Annotated in this window: 13 protein-coding genes; 3 read left to right on the forward strand and 10 right to left on the reverse strand. The window is 70.9% G+C overall.

The features are described from left to right. Positions 1-78 precede the first annotated feature (78 nt). A complete protein-coding gene (locus tag Manayef4_RS03615) occupies positions 79-885 on the forward strand; it encodes a DUF3105 domain-containing protein (protein ID WP_070130646.1) in 807 nt (268 codons plus the stop codon). 98 nt (positions 886-983) lie between these two features. Here Manayef4_RS03615 and Manayef4_RS03620 read toward each other — a convergent pair whose 3' ends face one another. From Manayef4_RS03620 to Manayef4_RS03665, 10 genes are all read right to left on the reverse strand, one after another. After that, positions 984-1,868, reverse strand: coding sequence for an alkaline phosphatase family protein (locus Manayef4_RS03620; RefSeq protein WP_070130596.1), 885 nt, complete (start codon positions 1,866-1,868; stop codon positions 984-986). A 364-nt stretch (positions 1,869-2,232) separates the two neighbouring features. After that, positions 2,233-3,534, reverse strand: a complete 1,302-nt coding sequence (dnaN, locus tag Manayef4_RS03625) for a DNA polymerase III subunit beta (protein ID WP_070130597.1) — start codon at positions 3,532-3,534, stop codon at positions 2,233-2,235. A 175-nt stretch (positions 3,535-3,709) separates the two neighbouring features. Beyond that, a complete protein-coding gene (locus Manayef4_RS03630) occupies positions 3,710-4,783 on the reverse strand; it encodes an NDP-sugar synthase (protein WP_070130598.1) in 1,074 nt (357 codons plus the stop codon). A gap of 205 nt (positions 4,784-4,988) precedes the next feature. Then, entirely contained in the window at positions 4,989-5,909 is a 921-nt protein-coding gene (locus Manayef4_RS03635) for a glycosyltransferase family 2 protein (protein ID WP_023839899.1), read from the reverse strand. 136 nt (positions 5,910-6,045) lie between these two features. After that, positions 6,046-7,176: a glycosyltransferase family 1 protein gene (locus Manayef4_RS03640; protein ID WP_070130599.1), complete on the reverse strand. Its 1,131-nt coding sequence runs from the start codon at positions 7,174-7,176 to the stop codon at positions 6,046-6,048. An 82-nt stretch (positions 7,177-7,258) separates the two neighbouring features. Further along, positions 7,259-8,674, reverse strand: a complete 1,416-nt coding sequence (locus tag Manayef4_RS03645; protein ID WP_070130600.1) for a glycosyltransferase family 1 protein — start codon at positions 8,672-8,674, stop codon at positions 7,259-7,261. An 81-nt stretch (positions 8,675-8,755) separates the two neighbouring features. Beyond that, positions 8,756-9,031 carry a hypothetical protein gene (locus Manayef4_RS03650; RefSeq protein WP_011435186.1) on the reverse strand — a complete coding sequence of 92 codons (276 nt, stop codon included), beginning with the start codon at positions 9,029-9,031 and terminating at the stop codon, positions 8,756-8,758. Positions 9,032-9,034: 3 nt separating this feature from the next. Beyond that, positions 9,035-9,748: a class I SAM-dependent methyltransferase gene (locus Manayef4_RS03655; protein ID WP_070130601.1), complete on the reverse strand. Its 714-nt coding sequence runs from the start codon at positions 9,746-9,748 to the stop codon at positions 9,035-9,037. 169 nt (positions 9,749-9,917) lie between these two features. Beyond that, positions 9,918-11,111: a glycosyltransferase family 4 protein gene (locus tag Manayef4_RS03660; protein ID WP_070130602.1), complete on the reverse strand. Its 1,194-nt coding sequence runs from the start codon at positions 11,109-11,111 to the stop codon at positions 9,918-9,920. Positions 11,112-11,116: 5 nt separating this feature from the next. Continuing rightward, positions 11,117-12,049, reverse strand: a complete 933-nt coding sequence (locus Manayef4_RS03665) for a glycosyltransferase family 2 protein (protein ID WP_049761042.1) — start codon at positions 12,047-12,049, stop codon at positions 11,117-11,119. A 263-nt stretch (positions 12,050-12,312) separates the two neighbouring features. Between Manayef4_RS03665 and Manayef4_RS03670 the strand changes: the two genes are divergently transcribed. Together Manayef4_RS03670 and Manayef4_RS03675 are read left to right on the forward strand one after the other, a co-directional pair. Further along, positions 12,313-12,987, forward strand: a complete 675-nt coding sequence (locus tag Manayef4_RS03670; RefSeq protein WP_011435182.1) for an acyltransferase — start codon at positions 12,313-12,315, stop codon at positions 12,985-12,987. 504 nt (positions 12,988-13,491) lie between these two features. Then, positions 13,492-15,570, forward strand: coding sequence for a DUF2142 domain-containing protein (locus Manayef4_RS03675; RefSeq protein ID WP_254665444.1), 2,079 nt, complete (start codon positions 13,492-13,494; stop codon positions 15,568-15,570). Positions 15,571-15,862 lie beyond the last annotated feature (292 nt).

Consider the following 15,862-nt stretch of genomic DNA (forward strand, 5'->3'; position numbering starts at 1 on the left):
GCGTGTCCGGTGGTGTTCGGCGGGTCGGATCCATCCTGCCCGGACGACGTGGTTCAACACTTCGTAGGATCAGTTGCCGTGGGTAAGAAGAGCGTCGAACGCAACACCCGGCTCGAGCAGTTGCGCCGTGAACAGAAGCGCAGGGAACGCCGCCGCGCGCTGCTCATCTACGGGACGTCGGGGCTCGTCGCCGTCGCGCTCCTCGTCGGCATCATCATCTACAGCGTCGCGGACAGYAGATCGAAGAACGAGGCCCGCAAGGTCGGCTACGTCGCGCCGGCCTCGGCGGCCGCCACCGCGGCCGGGTGCACCGGCACGGCGAACGACCCGTTCCGCGGCTCGACGCACGTCAGCACGGCGGTCACGTACGAGGCGTCACCGCCATCCTCGGGTAACCACAACCCCGACCCCCTGCCCGACGGCATTCCCTTCTACAACCCGAACTCGGGCATCTCGGTGGAACGGGCCGTACACAACCTCGAACACGGCTTCGTGATCGGCTRGTACGACAAGAGCCTGCCGACGGATCAGGTCGACAAGCTGCGCAAGCTCGCGGCGGACGCCGGGCCGCGGTTCATCGGTGTGCCCTGGCCCCKGAGCACCTTCGTCGACAACAAGCACTTCGTCCTGACCGCCTGGGACCGCACCCAGCGCTGCTCGACGGTCTCCGCGGACGTAATCAAGGATTTCGTCACCAAGCATGCGAACCCGGACGCCGCCGGGGCCACCTGGGACTCACCGACCGCGCCGGAGTCCGGCGCGGCGGGCGGCACCCTGAACGTGACGGCGGACGGCCCCCTGGTGGATCCGGGCGCGGCCGCCTCCCCGATCCCCGGCGCGGGCACCATGTCACTGTCGCCCACCACCCCGGCCCCGGCACCCTAACCCTCTCGGCCGGGGCGGAGATGTCGGTGACGAGGCGGGCCGCCCAGGACGAGCACCGTCCCGGGCACGGCCCGCCCGGCTAGCTCCAGATACCGGTGCTAGCTCCAGATACCGGTGATGTCCGATGCGCTTCCGGCGTTACCCGCGTGGGTGGTCAGTCCACTCAGGTCCTCCAGGGTACGTAGCACGTTGTAGTGGTTGTAGGTCGTCGACGAGCTGCTTCCGGGGGTGACGTGCGCTCCGTAGAGCACCGTGGTGATGTGATTGCCGCTGGAGCCGTTGTCCTCGTCGAAGGTCACGATGAGCAGACTGTTGTTGGTCTGGGCCCAGGTCGCGTAGGCGCTGAGATTGCTCTTCAGCCACGTGTCACCGGTGGAGACCGAGCAGTCGTGCATGTCGTTGCACAGGTTCGGGATGACGAACGAGACCTTGGGCAGCGTGGAGTAGTTGCTCGGGAACTGGGCGAAGGTGTGGGCGGTGTTCAGCGGCACGTTACTGAAGGCGAACCATGGATTGTGCTTGCGCGCATACTTGGTGCTGCTGTTGGTGCACACCGTCGAGCCCTCGGCGGGCAGGCCCTCGTTGTAGCTTCCCCAGGTKCGACCGGCGGCGATCAGCTCGGAGCCGAGATTGGCGGCGCTACTGAACCCCGGCGTGTAGCAGTTGTCGTTGGTGATGCCCTGGGTACCTCCGGAGAAGAGGGCGAGATAGTTGGGCTGGCTCGGGTGGGTCAGGCCGTACGACGCGGTGAGGTTGGCGCCACCACTTTTCAGTGTATTGTTGATGTAAGGGGCGCTGGAACTACCGATGATCTGCGAGTAGGAATGGTTCTCGAACACCACCACGACGACATGGTCAGGGCTGGGCAGCGCCGCCGCCCGCGCGGGCGCGATATTCCAGGATACGAGCACGGCGACGATCAGACCGACGGCAAACGCGGTCAACACGAGACGTGAACGCCGGACACCGGCGAGAACGGACACGGCAGGCCTCCCGAGGAACCAGAAAAGTAACAACGAGTTCTTACCGTGGAGCCAGATCAGGTTAGAGCCTCCACCGGACATCGTCAGTGCACCAGAGGTAAGAACCGGGGAAACAGGAGGGGCCGGATCCCGAACGGGAGATGTCGGGTTCTCTCCGCATCGGTAACCCGAGCGGGGTCGCGCGGAGGCCGCGGGACGAATTTCCCACGGTGTTTCTTCGGCGTATCTGTGGCCTGTCTCCGGCTATCCGGGTACAAGGCTGTCCGGTCCTCGTCAGGGCCGCGGCCGGGCCGGCTCATCACCCCGGATCCATACCCTGGACCGCCGAACCAGACGATCAGGAGGAACGGTCCTGGCCCTCGGCTCAGCCCCCGYCGTGGCGGATCGGCATCAGTAGGTAGCGGTAGGCGCCCTCGTCGACAGCGCCGCGGCCGCTGTCCTTGCCGGTGAGCACCGCGGGTTTCGCGGCGGCCTCGACCRGATCGTCGTCAACGAACCCGATCGTCGCCTGATCGTCCTCGACGGCACCGAGYCCGTCCAGCAGGTAGGACGGATTGAACAGCACCGAGAGCTCGGGACCTGCGTACTCGACCGGAATCGTCTCGCTGGCCTGTGCGCCACCACCGTCCCCGGCCTCGGCGACGACCTGGTTGTGGGTGAAAGTGAACCGCAGCGGCCCGGTGCGGGTGGCGACGACGGCCACCCGACGGACCGCCGCGGCGAGCGCCGCGGTCTGCGCGGTGACGACGAGCGCGGCCGCCTCGGGCAGGAGCTTGCGGTAGTTGGGAAACGTCCCTTCGATGAGCCGGACGATGGTCTGCCGGCCGCCGGCGGCGAGGCCGAGCCGGGCGCCGGACGGATCGTCGAGGTCCAGACCAATCACGATGCGGGAGGCCGACGTCGGCGTGCGGGCCACCTCGGCGAGAACCTTGGCAGGCACGTGCGCGAGCGCCCACGGATCGTCGACTGTCGGCTGCCAGGGTATGCCGCGTACCGCGAGCCGGTACCGGTCGGTGGCGACGAGGGCCAGCCCACGCCCGGAGATCTCCATCCGGACCGCGGTGAGCACGGSCATGGTCTCATCCCGGCCGGCCGCCGGGGCGACCTGACCGACCGCGGACGCGAACCCAAGCGTGTCCACCTCGCCGATCGGTCCGGGAAAGCTAGGGAGCTGCGGGTACTCACCCGGGTCCATCAGCGGCACGGTGAAACGGACGCTGCCGCAGCGCAGGACCAGCCGGTCACCGTCGACCACGACGTCGACCGTCGTCGCGGGCAGGCTGCGCACGATGTCCGTGAGGAGCCGGCCGGGCACCAGCACCCGCCCCGGTTCGTCCACCGAGGCCGCGACCGGAGCCCGCACCGCCACCTCCGTGTCGTACGCGCAGATCGTCAGGACCGAGGCCGTGGCCGCCCCCAGGGGCGCCGCGGAACCGGGAGACGCCGCGGAGCCCGACGGCAGGGGAACCGCCGCGGAACCGGGAGACGCCGCGGAGCCCGACGGCAGGGGAACCGCCGCGGAACCGGGAGACGCCGGGGAGCCATGGCCCGCGGCGAGYAGGATGCCGGTCAGGACGTTCCGGGCCGGGCCCGGCCGGTTGGGCAGATGCCGAGCGGCCCAGCCGGTCGCGTCGGCGAACGCGTCGCGTTCCACGCTGAACCTCATGAGTGCGATTGTCCTCGGCCACGGCGCGGAATCGCCGCATTCAGCGGACGGTTTTTGTTCCCCGTCCGTGGATGTCCGCGAGATCTCCGCACGGACGGACCGCAGCCGCCGCGTCGTGAGGAAACGCGGCGGCGCTACCAGTGGTCCGCCGCCACCCGCAACCGGTCGGCTGCGCTCAGGTGCGGTCCGAGCTGAATCGCACAGCGCCCGCCGAGAGGACGACTCCGGGGAACACGCGCGCCCCGGACCGTAGTTCGTTGCCTCGCTCGATCCGTACCCCGTCGCCGATGACCACCCCGTCGAGCGCGACACCGGAGCCGATCACCGCGTCCCGACCGATCACGCTGTCCCGCACGACCGCCCCGGCCTCGACAACCGCACCGTCGAACAGCACCGCACCGTCGATCGCGGCACCCGCGCCGACCCACGCGCCGGCCCCGACGGTCGCCCCGCCACCGATCTTGGCGTCGGCGGCCACGACGGCACCGGGCAGCACCAGGCAGTCCCCGACCGGCCCCGGCAGCGCCGGCGACGCCATCCGGCCGGTCACCAGGTCGCGACTGCCCTGCACGAACGCCGCGGGAGTTCCGAGGTCGAGCCAGTAGGTGTCATCCGGGTAACCCATGACCGCCGTGCCGGCGGCCRGCAGTCCCGGGAAGGTCTCCCGCTCGACCGAGACCGGTCGTCCCGTCGGGATCGTGTCGATGACGGACCGCCGGAACACGTAGCACCCGGCGTTGATCAGATTGGTGGGCGGGTCCGGGGTCTTCTCCAGGAAGGCGGTGACGCGACCATCGTCGTCGACGGGCACGACCCCGAAGGCACGCGGGTCCACCACCCGGGTCAGATGCAGGGTGACCGCCGCGCCGGTCCCCGTGTGCCGCGCGACGAGGGCCTGGATGTCCAGACCGGCGAGGATGTCACCGTTGAAGATCACGACCGGATCGCCCGGTCCCCCGTGGAGCCGCTCGGCCACGTYGCGGATCGCACCGCCCGTGCCCATCGGCTCGGTCTCGGTGACGTACTCCAGCTGGAGTCCGTGCGCCGAGCCGTCCCCGAAGTACTCCTCGAAGACCTCCGCCCGGTACGAGGTGGCGAGCACCACCCGGTCGATTCCCGCGTCTCGCGCGCGAGCCAGCATGTGCGCGGTGACCGGCACCCCCGCGACCGGCAACATCGGCTTCGGCGCCGACATCGTGAGCGGTCGCAGGCGGGTCCCCTGACCGCCGACAAGCATCACTGCGTCCATGGGGCGTCAGTGTCGCAGAACACGCGGTGGACGCTGAAAACGGATCGGGGTCAGGACCATACGACGAACGGCATGCCATGGTTTCGACACGTTGTGTCGGACCGGGGTTCACCAAGCCGCCCGGATATTCCAAATATCTCGGACATCCAGGACATCCATGACTACCAGCAACTCGCCTGCCGGCCATCGGCCGGCCGCGGTCCGCTCAGGCGCCCCGCGCGGCACCACCCCGGGGAAGCAGATCCGCAGAACGGGTCGCCTTCGCCCCCGCGCTGTCCCGGGCGAAGATCAGCGCGAGCAGCAGCCGAACCACGAGACCGACCCCGAGCAGCAGCCGCAGCGGCGCGCGCGCGTTGCCGGGGTACTGCCAGGACAGGTAGCGGAACATGCTGCGGTGATGAGCCAGCACCATCCGCCGTGACGACCGCTTCGTCGAGTGTCCGCCGAGATGCTCGACCACCGCGGACGGCACGTACACCGACTGCCAGGACGCCTCGCCGATGCGGCGGCCGAGGTCGACATCCTCCATGAACATGAAGTAGGACTCGTCGAACCCGCCGACCGCCTCGAACGCCTCCCGGCGCAGCAGCTGGCAGGAACCGGACAACCAGCCGGCGGTCATCTCCTGGGGGAGACCCCGCTCCCGCCGATAGGAGGCCGTCCACGGGTTCGTCGGCCAACACCAGCCGAACAAGGCGTGCCCCACCCCGCGGCCGAGCGAGGGCAGGTCCCGGGCCGAGGGGTAGAGCGCCCCGTCCGGATTGATGATCCCCGGGCCGAAGGCCCCGCCCCCCGGCCAGCGGTCGGCCGCGGCAAGCAGTTCGTCGACCGCACCGGGCGCGAAGGAGATGTCGGCATTGGAGATCACCAGCCAGGGCCCGCGGGCTCCGGCGGCACCACGGTTGACCGCGGTGCCGTAGCCGAGGTTGCGACCCGGGCGCACCAAGCGCACCTCGGCCCGCTCGGCGGCCGCCGCCGTGCCCTCGTCGAGGTGCGGCGAGTTGTCCACCACGACGACCTCGTAGGGCCGCGTGGTCGCCTTCGCCAGCGAGTCGAGGAAGGCTCCGATCACCTCCCCGGACCGGAAGGTCACGACGACGACCCGGATCTCCGGATCCACACCCATGTCTCGCCCGCCCGTTCTCGCCCACCACCGGTYGCCCGACACATTCCCGTGACGACGCACGGCACCTTGTGCACCGAGGAGACCGTAGCGCGCCCTTTGCGGCGGTCCTTGCCCCGGGGCCGGGCCGACGGGCGCCTCAGTGCTCGGCGACCGCCCGCGCGTAGCTCGCGAGATGCGCCTCGGCGCTGGCCGCCCAGGTGAACTCCCGGGCCCGGGCGAGACCGGCCTCACCGAGTTGCCTGCGCCGCTCGGCGTCATCGAGCAGGGCGCCCATCTCCCGGGCGATCGAGCCGGCGTCCGGCTGAGTGTAGGCGACGGCGTCGCCGCCGACTTCCGGCAGCGACAGACGCGGCGTGGTGAGAACCGGGGCGCCGCAGGCCATCGCCTCCAGCACCGGCAGCCCGAAGCCCTCACCGTGCGAGGGATACGCCACCAGTGACGAACCTCCCAGATAGCCCGGCAGGTCGGAGAAGCGCAGATAACCCGGCCGGATCACCCGCAGGTGGCTCGGCACCGAGGCGACGGCGGCATCGACGTCGTCGTCCCAGCCGGAGCCGCCGGCCAGGACGAGCGCGGGCGGCTCGTCCCGCCAGTGCACCGCCTCGGCCCAGCCCCGGATGAGGTTCGGCACGTTCTTGCGCGGCTCCAGCATCCCGAGGAACGCGACGTAGCGCGAGTCGCCGAGCCCGARCCGGCGGCGCACCCGCCGCTTGTCCTCCTCGGTCGGCGGATGGAAGGTCGACGTGTCGACGCCGTGGTAGGCGACGTCGGTGGTCGTCGACTCCCCGTCGAGCACCCGCACCAACTCGTCCCGGGTGGCCTTCGAGGGGACGATGATCCGGGCCGCCCGGCGCACCGCGGTGCGCATCGCGGACCGGAAGAACGTGCCCTTCACCGCGGTGTGCATGTCGGGCTCGGTGAAGAAGGTGACATCGTGAATCGTCACGCACACGGGCTGGTGCGCCCGCAACGGCATCGTGTAGTGCGGTGAATGGATGACATCGGCATTCACCTGTTCGGCGACCAGTGGCAGCCCGGTCTGTTCCCAGGCCAACCGCGCGGGCCGGTGGGCGATGGCCGCCGGCCCGGACAGAACGGTGGCGTGTGGGGCCATCCGGCTGTAGCGTTCCTCATCCGACCGTTGGCAGACGAGCGCCATGTCCGCGCCGGTCGCGCCCAGCGMCGCGACCAACCCGTCGACATAACGCCCTACGCCACCACGGTCGGCCGGGACCGAAGTGGCGTCGACGAGCACCCGGGGTCCCACGGCGCTCCCTCCCTGACGCGCCACCCGCGACGGGGTGGTCGCTTGCTTCACGGTGACCGCTTGCTTCTCAACGGGGGCAACACTACGCCCGCCCGTCGTCGGCGACGGACACGGCGGGGGAACCGCTGACTCGACGGTAGAGCGCCCACGTCGCCAGTGCTGCCCCTTTCCAGGTAAATGACCGGGCACGGAGACGTCCAGACTCCGACAGCCGCCCCCGCAGGTCCGGATCGCCCATGACCTTCGCCACCGCGGCGCCCAGCGCGGCCGGGTCGTCCACCCCGACCACCACGGCGGCGTCCCCGCCGACCTCGACCAGCGCGGGGGCATCCGAGACGATGACCGGCACACCGTGCGCCATCGCCTCGACGACCGGCAGCCCGAAGCCCTCCGACCGGCTCGGCGCGAGCAATACGCCCGCACGGGACAGGACCACGGCGAGATCCTCGTCACTGAGCCGCCCAAGGGTGCGCACCCGGTCCGCGCCCAGACCGTGCCTGGCCGCCGCCGCGCGCACGTCCAGCCCACCCCAACCGGTCGCGCCGACGTGGACCAACGGCAGGCCCGGATCGTCCGGTCGTCGCAGCGCCGCGAGCGCGGTGTCGAGGCCCTTACGGGGTTCGAGCGTGGCGAGGGTGAGTAGATAACGCCCCGGAGGGGGTAGCCCCATCCGCGCGGCGCGGGCGTCGGCATCGGGCGGAACCCGGACCACCGCGTCGGCGACTCCCTCCCCGATCGCGTGCAGGCGATCTTCGGGGATCGGCAGATGCCGGGCGATCTCGGCCGCCACCGCGAGCGTCGGCACGACGATCGCGTCGGCGTGGCGTGCGGCCCGTTCGCCCATCAGCCGGTGCCACCGGACCCCGTGCGGGGTCAGGGTCTCGGGATGCGTCCAGGGAACGGCGTCGTGGATCGTCACGACGAGCTTCGGGCGCGGCCGGCGCCGGTCCAGGGCATCGCCCAGGGCCGGCGCGACGGTTCCGGAGGCCCAGGAAGCCAGCGACGGACGGGGCGGCGCGCCGGAAAGTCCGGAAGGTGGATATGAGTCCACATAACCAGGGGAGCACCGATAACCAGGAGAACGCCGATAACCAGGAGAACGCCGGGAGCCACCGGACCGTTGCCCGCGCCGGGACCCGGTCCGGTCGTCGAGGCCGCGCAGGGCGTCCGCCACCGAACCGGTCACGAACCCCCGGGTGCCACCCGCGGGTGGCACCAGCAGGGTCGGAGCGTGAATGACGTCTACCCCCGTCGGAGCCGGACCCACGCCACGCGCCCAGGCCACGGCGAGTGCGCGGCGAGGCAGACCGAGCCGGAACGGACCGAGGACGCCGGGCAGCACGGCCGGACCGACCTCTCGGCGCCCGGCACACCACCCGGTCACCCGATCCTCGGGAGCGGCGGTGCGGGCGAGCGCCGCCGCGAGTTCGGCGGAGTAGCGCCCGGTCCCGCCGGGAACCGGCGCGAGCAGCTGCTCGACAAGGAAACMCACACGCACGGGTCACAGTCTGCCCCTGCCTCCTCCGTCCCCGGACAGCCGGCCCGGTCCCCGGACAGCCGGGGCCGGCGGGTCAGCGGGTCAGCGGCCGCGGGCGCGCAGAGCCGCGAGTACCATCACGACGCAGGAGATCCCGCCGACCAGGTATCCCCAGCCCCGATGGCCGAAGAGCGCGAACCCGGCACCCGTCCCGGCCACGATCAGCCCGAACAGCAGCACTGTCAGGACGGCGGCGAGGATGCGCTGGTTGCGCAGGGAGGTGGGGGGCGCCGGCGGGCCCGTCCGCGGGTCGTGCTCCGGCTGCCGGCGCGGTTCACGGCCGGGGCCCGGGCCTGCCGACCGGCCGGCGGGCGCCATCGTTCAGCCCTCCCGTCTGCGGGCGTGGGTGAGTACGACGCTGCCCGCGGTGTCGGGAGCCCGCCGGTCCGACAGGGCGACGGCCGGCGAGAGCACGGCCGCGGCGTTCCATCCCGTCCTGCCGCCCTTGGCGGACAAAGTCAGGTAGAGCCGCTCGGCGCGTTCGCTGCGGAACATGTACGTCTGCCGGATGACCTCAAGCCCGACATCATCGAGCAGCTTGGCGAGATGGTCGCCGGAATAGGTGTGCCTGACGTGGTAGCGCTCGCGGTGCCGGTCGAACAGGTCCGGCCAGGACGCCGCCCGGGTGAGGGCGTCGGCGGACATCACCAGGTCGCCACCCGGACGCAGCACCCGCGCCATCTCGGCAAGCGCGRCCGGACCATCGTCGAAGTGCTCGATGGCGCAGACCGACATGACGACGTCGAACGTGGCCGCGGCGAACGGCAGCGCCAAGGCGTCCCCCTCGACGAGCCCGGGATGCCCGCGCAGCCGGCGACCGAACTGCAGCTTGTGCCGGGCGAGGTCGAGGCACACCGCCCGAGCCCCGCGACGGACGGCCTGGCCGGCCCAGTAGCCGTCACCGCCGGCCACATCGAGCAGGGTGCGCCCGGCCAGTTCTCCCGCCCACGACAGCAGGGTGCCGACCTCCCGGCGGCGCATGACATGTACCTGATGGCCCACGAAGGCGAGGGCGTCGTCCCGCACCGGGCTCACAGGTCGGCCCCGCCCGTCCAGTCAGCCCCGCCGATCCGGTCCGCCTTGCTCATTCCACTCCGCCTTCCGAGTCCACGATTCACCCGTGGGCCGTGACCCATGGATGGGCCGTGACCCATGGATGGGCCGTGACCCATGGATGGGCCGTGACTCGCGTATGCGCCACGGCTCATGTGCGCCCAAGCGCGCCCAACGTCACATCAAGGTAACGCTCCCACGCCCCGTCAACGTCCGGCGGTATGACCTTCGAGCGCAAACCGGCGAGCACGCCGGGCTCGTAGAGCCGCCGCAGCGCCACCGCCAGCGCCTCCGCGTCGTCGGGCGGCACGAGTAGACCGTCCACCCCATCGCGGACCGTGGTGGCGAGCGTTCCCACCGTGGTCGCCACGACCGGCACGCCGTGCAGGTGCGCGAGACCGACGTTCTGCGACGCCGTTCCGGCCCGGTAGGGAAGCACCAGGGCGTCGGCACCAGCGAACAGCGCGGGCACCTCCGCCGCGTCGACATAGCCCGACCGCAGGTCCACCCGGGTGGCCAGGCCGAGCTCCTCKACCAGCCGGGCGATCTCCCCCGTCCCGCCCCAGAACTCGCCGGCGACGGTGAGACGGACGTCCGCCGGCCCGCGGGCCAACGCCCGCAGCAGGACGTCCAGTCCCTTGTACGGCCGCACCAGCCCGAAGAACAGCAGGTTGCGCCGGGTGACGTCGGCGGATGGCCCACCGCGGCCGGCCACCGGCCCGGGCGGCGAGGACGACAGAGCCGAGGACCACAGGTGCGTGGCCATCTCGGCCACCAGGACCGGAGCAGGGGTGAGGCGCGCGGCGAGCTCCGCCTGGGCCGGCGTGTGGACGAGAACAGCCGACGACCGGCGCAGCACCGCACTGGTCAGCGGTTCGTCCACGGCCCGGCGCTCGTGTGGCAGGACGTTGTGGCAGAGCGCGACGACCGTGGGACCCGCACCCCCGGGGTCCGCACCCCCGGAACTCGCTCGCCCGGAAGCCGTGCCCCGGCCGCGCGGCCCCCGGGCCCGCAGTGCGCCGAGGACGCCCAGGTACGCCGGGGCCTGCACGGGAGTGACGACGACCAGGATCACCGCGTCGGCCTGCCGCCGCAGGCGCCTGCCGAGCCGGATCCATCCGTCCGGCCGGCGCCACGACAACGGGTAGCGGGTGACCTCGAACGGCTCCATCTCGGGCTCGGTGACGCGCTGCACGCCGGGATAGAGCCGCGCGGGGTACTGCGCCGACCAGGACTCGACCGCCACCTCGTGGCCCCGCGCCGACAGCCGGTGCGCGAGCTCGGTGGTGTGCTGCGCGATCCCCCCCTTGTAGGGATGGGTCGGACCGACGATCGCGATGCGCACGCCGGTCAGGTGTCGCTGCGCGAGCGGGCCACCAGATCGCCGATCAACGCCAGCACGACGATCTGGAAGCCGACCAGAATCGCCAGCAGCGTTGACGTCGCCACATGGAAGTCGTAGCGGATCAGGTCCACGATCAGCTTGACGAAACCCAAGCCCATGATCCACAGGGCGACCGGCATGAGAACCTTGATCGGATCGAAGTACATCACCATCCGCAGCACCTGAAGGATGTAACGCCGCGCGTCCCGGAAGGGATGGAACTTCGACGTTCCGGACCGTTTTGCGTAATCGATCGGGATGTAATCCACCGGATGCTGGTTCGACAGGAAGGACATCGTGATCGTGGTGACGCAGGAGAAACCGGGGGGCAGCAGCCGCAGATAGGGCAGGGAGACGTCCCGGCGGAAGGCGCGAAGCCCGGAGTTGAGGTCGGGAATCTTCATGCCGGACAGCCGCTGGGCGATCATCCGGATGAACCATTTCGCCGGCACCCGGGCCCACTTGTGAGTGCCCTCCTCGGTGCGGCGCGCCCCGACGACCTGGTCGACGTCGAGGTTGTCGTCCAGGTAACGGACGAACTCCGGGATGCGCTCGTTCGGGTACGTCATGTCCGCGTCGGTCCAGACGACGATCTTGCCGCGGGCCTCCTGGGTCCCGATCCGGCGGGCCGTGCCGGAACCACCGTTGCGGCGGAACGGCATCACCCGCATGCGCGGAAACCGCGGGGCCACCTCGCGCAGCACCGCGAGCGTGTTGTCGGTCGACTTGTCGTCGATCGCCAGGACCTCGTAGGAGTAACCGCTCGCGTCCATCGCGGCGGTGATGCGCTCGAGTTCGAGCAGCACATGGTCCTGCTCGTTGTAGCAGGGCAGCACGATGGTCACGTAGGGGGCGTCCGGACCGACGGCGGCGACGCCGTCCCCGGAAGCCGCCTGCACTGGGGTGCCGGCCTGCGGATGTTCAGGTCGGTGGATGGCGCTGACACTCACGTCGGTGTGGCTCCCGGTCGTCGTTCCGGCCCAGCGGCGTCCCGGGCCGGCGTCCTGGCGGTCCGACGTCGTCGTTCCCGCTCCGATCGCCGGTCCGTGGCGGTGGTGCACGCTCCGTCGAGGGCTCGCGCACGACTCTAGGGTGGCACGCCCGACCCGGCGAGCCGACAGCCGGGCGGTCCGGCCACCTGGGCAGCGCCTACTGTTGCTCCGTGGGTGCGTTCAAAAGTGATCTGCGGGAGTATGTGCGGCACGTTCGTTCGCTGCGGGCGGCGCAGGAGACCTCGGCCCGCTCGTTCGTGGCCGGGCTGCGTTACCCGCTCGCATACAGGCAACCGATCTGGACCGGTTCCCCCACCGTGATCGAAGGCCGGGAGCGCATCGAGTTCGCCGAGGGCGCGGCGCTGCGGGTGGGGCTCGGCGCGTTCGGGCTGTCGACCCGACGCGATACCTCGATCATCCGGGTGCATCCCGAGGGCCGCCTGCGCTGCGAAGGTGTCGTGTCGCTGCAGCGGGGCGTGCGGATCGTCGTCGACTCGGGCGTGCTGGAACTCGGCCCCGGGGCGAACATCAACGGGTTCGCCAAGATCCTCGTGCGCGAACGCGTCTCGATCGGCGCCTGCTGCAACGTCTCGTGGGACACCCAGCTACTCGACAACGACTTTCACCCGATGGTCGTCGACGGCGTGGAGCAGCCGATGAGCGGACCGATCGTGCTGGAGGACCGGGCCTGGATCGGCGCGGGGGCCATCGTGCTCAAGGGCGTGACGATCGGCGAGAGCGCCGTCGTCGCCGCGGGCTCGGTGGTGACCCGGGACGTGCCGCCCAAAGCCGTCGCCGCCGGATCCCCCGCGAAGATCGTCGGCCACATCGACTCCTGGCGCTGATCCGGCGTCCGGATCACGCGCTCCGGACGCCGGACCTCGGACCTCGGACGCCAGGGTGGGAAGCCGGACGTCGGGGGCAGTCGGACGTCAAAGGCGGCCTCGGCTGTCCGCGTGCCACGCGGACACCTCCGCGGCCACGCCTAAACCGGAATCTTCGCCTCGCCGAAATCCGACAGATCCTGCTATCCGACAGGTCCTGCTATCCGGCGGACTTCGCAGCCGGATAGCCGAGGACATCCGTATCGACCTCCCGATTCAATGACGGTGAACCGGCCCTCGGGCGGTCAGGATGATGGTTGCGGGCTGCGACGTTGATGGTCCGGGAACACTGACGGTCCGGGAACACCGCGACAACGGTCTGGACACCCGCCCGGGAGCACCCTCACCACCGTGCGCGACCAGGGCTGACGGGAGAAGGGCACCCATGATGTCGACGGGGAATCGGGGGTCCGTAGCATGACTCCACCTTCGTCCGATGGGACTCTGCCACTCGTGGGTGACTCTGTGGATTCGACCGCAACGGCCCGCGCCGACGCCGAGGCCGGCGGAGACGTGTTCCCGATGGGGACGCGCTTCCGGCCGTGGGGGATTCTCCGCACCATCCCCGCGGCCATCTGGGTGATCACTCTGCTCTTCACCGCGCTGCTGGCCGGCTGGTCGGTGATGATGCCGCAATACCATGCGCCCGACGAACCAAACCACGTGGACGCTGTGATGCGGCTCGTCGAGGGCAAGGGCTGGCCGCATCCGGGCCATGCGATCGTGACGCAGGGCGGCGTGGGGGCGATCATGGCTGCCCCCTACGGATCCGAGGAGCGGCCCCGCGACCTGTCCGCCGGCCCGTTCACCGCGGCCGACGCCGTCCCCCGCCACGATCGTCCCAGCTGGGAGGAGTTGGACCGGACGCCGGCGCCGGAGGGTAGCATCCAGCAGCTCGTGCAGCATCCCCCGCTGTACTACTGGGTTGACGCCATGATTCTCAAGGCCGTCCCCGGCGGTGGCGACCACCTGCGCTGGGACGAGATCATCGGGATCCTGCGCCTGATCAGCGTGGCAATGGTCGCGCCGTTGCCGTTGCTCGCCTGGGCCGGGGCGAACCGGCTCAGCGGTGGCAGCCGGGTGGCGGGGATCTGTGCCGCCCTGGTACCGCTCGGGATCCCCCAGCTCACCCACATCGGATCCAGCGTCAACAACGACAACCTGCTGGTTCTGACCAGCGGCCTGGCCACGGTCTCGATCGTCTACGTGCTGCGCGGGGACACCTCCCTGCGCACCGCGACCTGGACGGGGGTCTTCGTCGGCCTCGCCCTGATGACGAAGTCACTGGCGATCACGCTGGTTCCCATGGCGGCGCTGGCCTACCTCGTCGCCTGGGGCCGGGCCCGACGCGACGCCCGGGCTGCGTGGGCGCGGGGACCAGCGGTCGCCGTGGCAGTAACCGGACCAGCCGCCATCGCCCCTTACCCGGCCACCCCTTACCCCGCCGGCCCCCGCACAACCGGCCCCCGCACAACGGGCCCTCACCCCACCGGGACGGAGCCCTTCCTGCTCGCCGAGGCCGAACCCGCGGGACCACCCGCCTCCGCGCTTCGCGTGCCCTGGCGCCAGCTGCTGCTTGGCGGCGCGCTGGCGATCGCGCTCGGCGGCTGGTGGTGGATCGTCAACATCGTCCGCTACGGCACCTTCCAACCGGAGACGCCGGGATTCCCGCTCGGCCAGTATCTGGGCGACGACTGGGGTGCCTACACCGAGCTGCTGATCAACGGGACGATCCTGCGCTGGTGGGGATCCTTCGGATGGTTCGAGGTCAACCTGACGACGGTCCCGGTGCGCACGGGCACCGCCGTCGTCATCGTCTTCTTCGCCCTCGCCCTCATCCGGGCCCGGACCGGACGCATCCGGGTGGACCTGCTGTTCCTGCTCTGGCCCACCTGGGCGCTGTTCGGCCTGATGACCCTGCAGTCCGCGAAGAACTTCGACAGGTACTTCCACGTCAGCGGGATCTCCGGCCGCTACCTGTACGCGGGCCTGGCGTCGCTGGCGATCGGGGTCGGGATGGGTGCGGCGGCGACCGGCCGTTATCTCTCCCGGATCATGCCGCTGCTCTTCCTGGCCGGCGCGACCACCCTGCAGGCCTGGGCGATCTCGATGGTGTTTCCGCACTTCTGGCGACCCACGGGCGGCGACCTCAGCGACGCGTGGGACGCGATGGTGGCGTGGGCCCCATGGCCGCAGGGCGCCCTGACGTGGCTTGCCGGCGCGGTGTGCGTCCTCGCCGTGGCAGCCCTGGCCTGCTGCATCGGGGTCCTTGTCACCGGCGGTCCGGCCACCCGCTCCGCCGGCGGGGCCCCCGCTCAGCCTCCGTCCTCGTCCAGGGGACGGTCGCCATCGACGGGACAGCGGCCGGCTCCACCCCTCGCGCCGTATCCGTCGCACCTGCCGCCGAAACGGCCGCGGACCGCCGGCGCGCCGGATGCCACCACCGGCTCGAAGGCGGTCACCGGCTCGGGCCCGGCGGCCGGCACGAGTCCGGAGYCCACCGGCCAGGGCCCCTCCGCCGCGGGGCATCCGCGCTCCCCCTGATCCGGCATCGCCGACAAGGAACCGGAAACCATCCGACCATCGTGCGTGTTCTCTCACGGAGAGTAACACTGAATCCTGGGCCTCGGACAAGGCGCAACCGGCCACGGCGGCGCTGCGCATCGGGGCTCGGGGGCCTCGGATGGTGATTCCGAGGCGCATAGGATCCGCGATGTCAACCATCTCGGTTCGGGAGGGGTCTTGCGCCGCAAGCGGGAGACGGGCAACGCGGGGACGGTGGCGCCCCCGTCCGCATCGCCCGCTCGACCCGACCCCGCCTCCGAAGCGAACCCCG

The sequence above is a fragment of the Frankia sp. CgMI4 genome, from assembly GCF_001756285.1.
In the GTDB taxonomy this organism is placed as follows: Bacteria; Actinomycetota; Actinomycetes; order Frankiales; family Frankiaceae; genus Frankia; species Frankia casuarinae.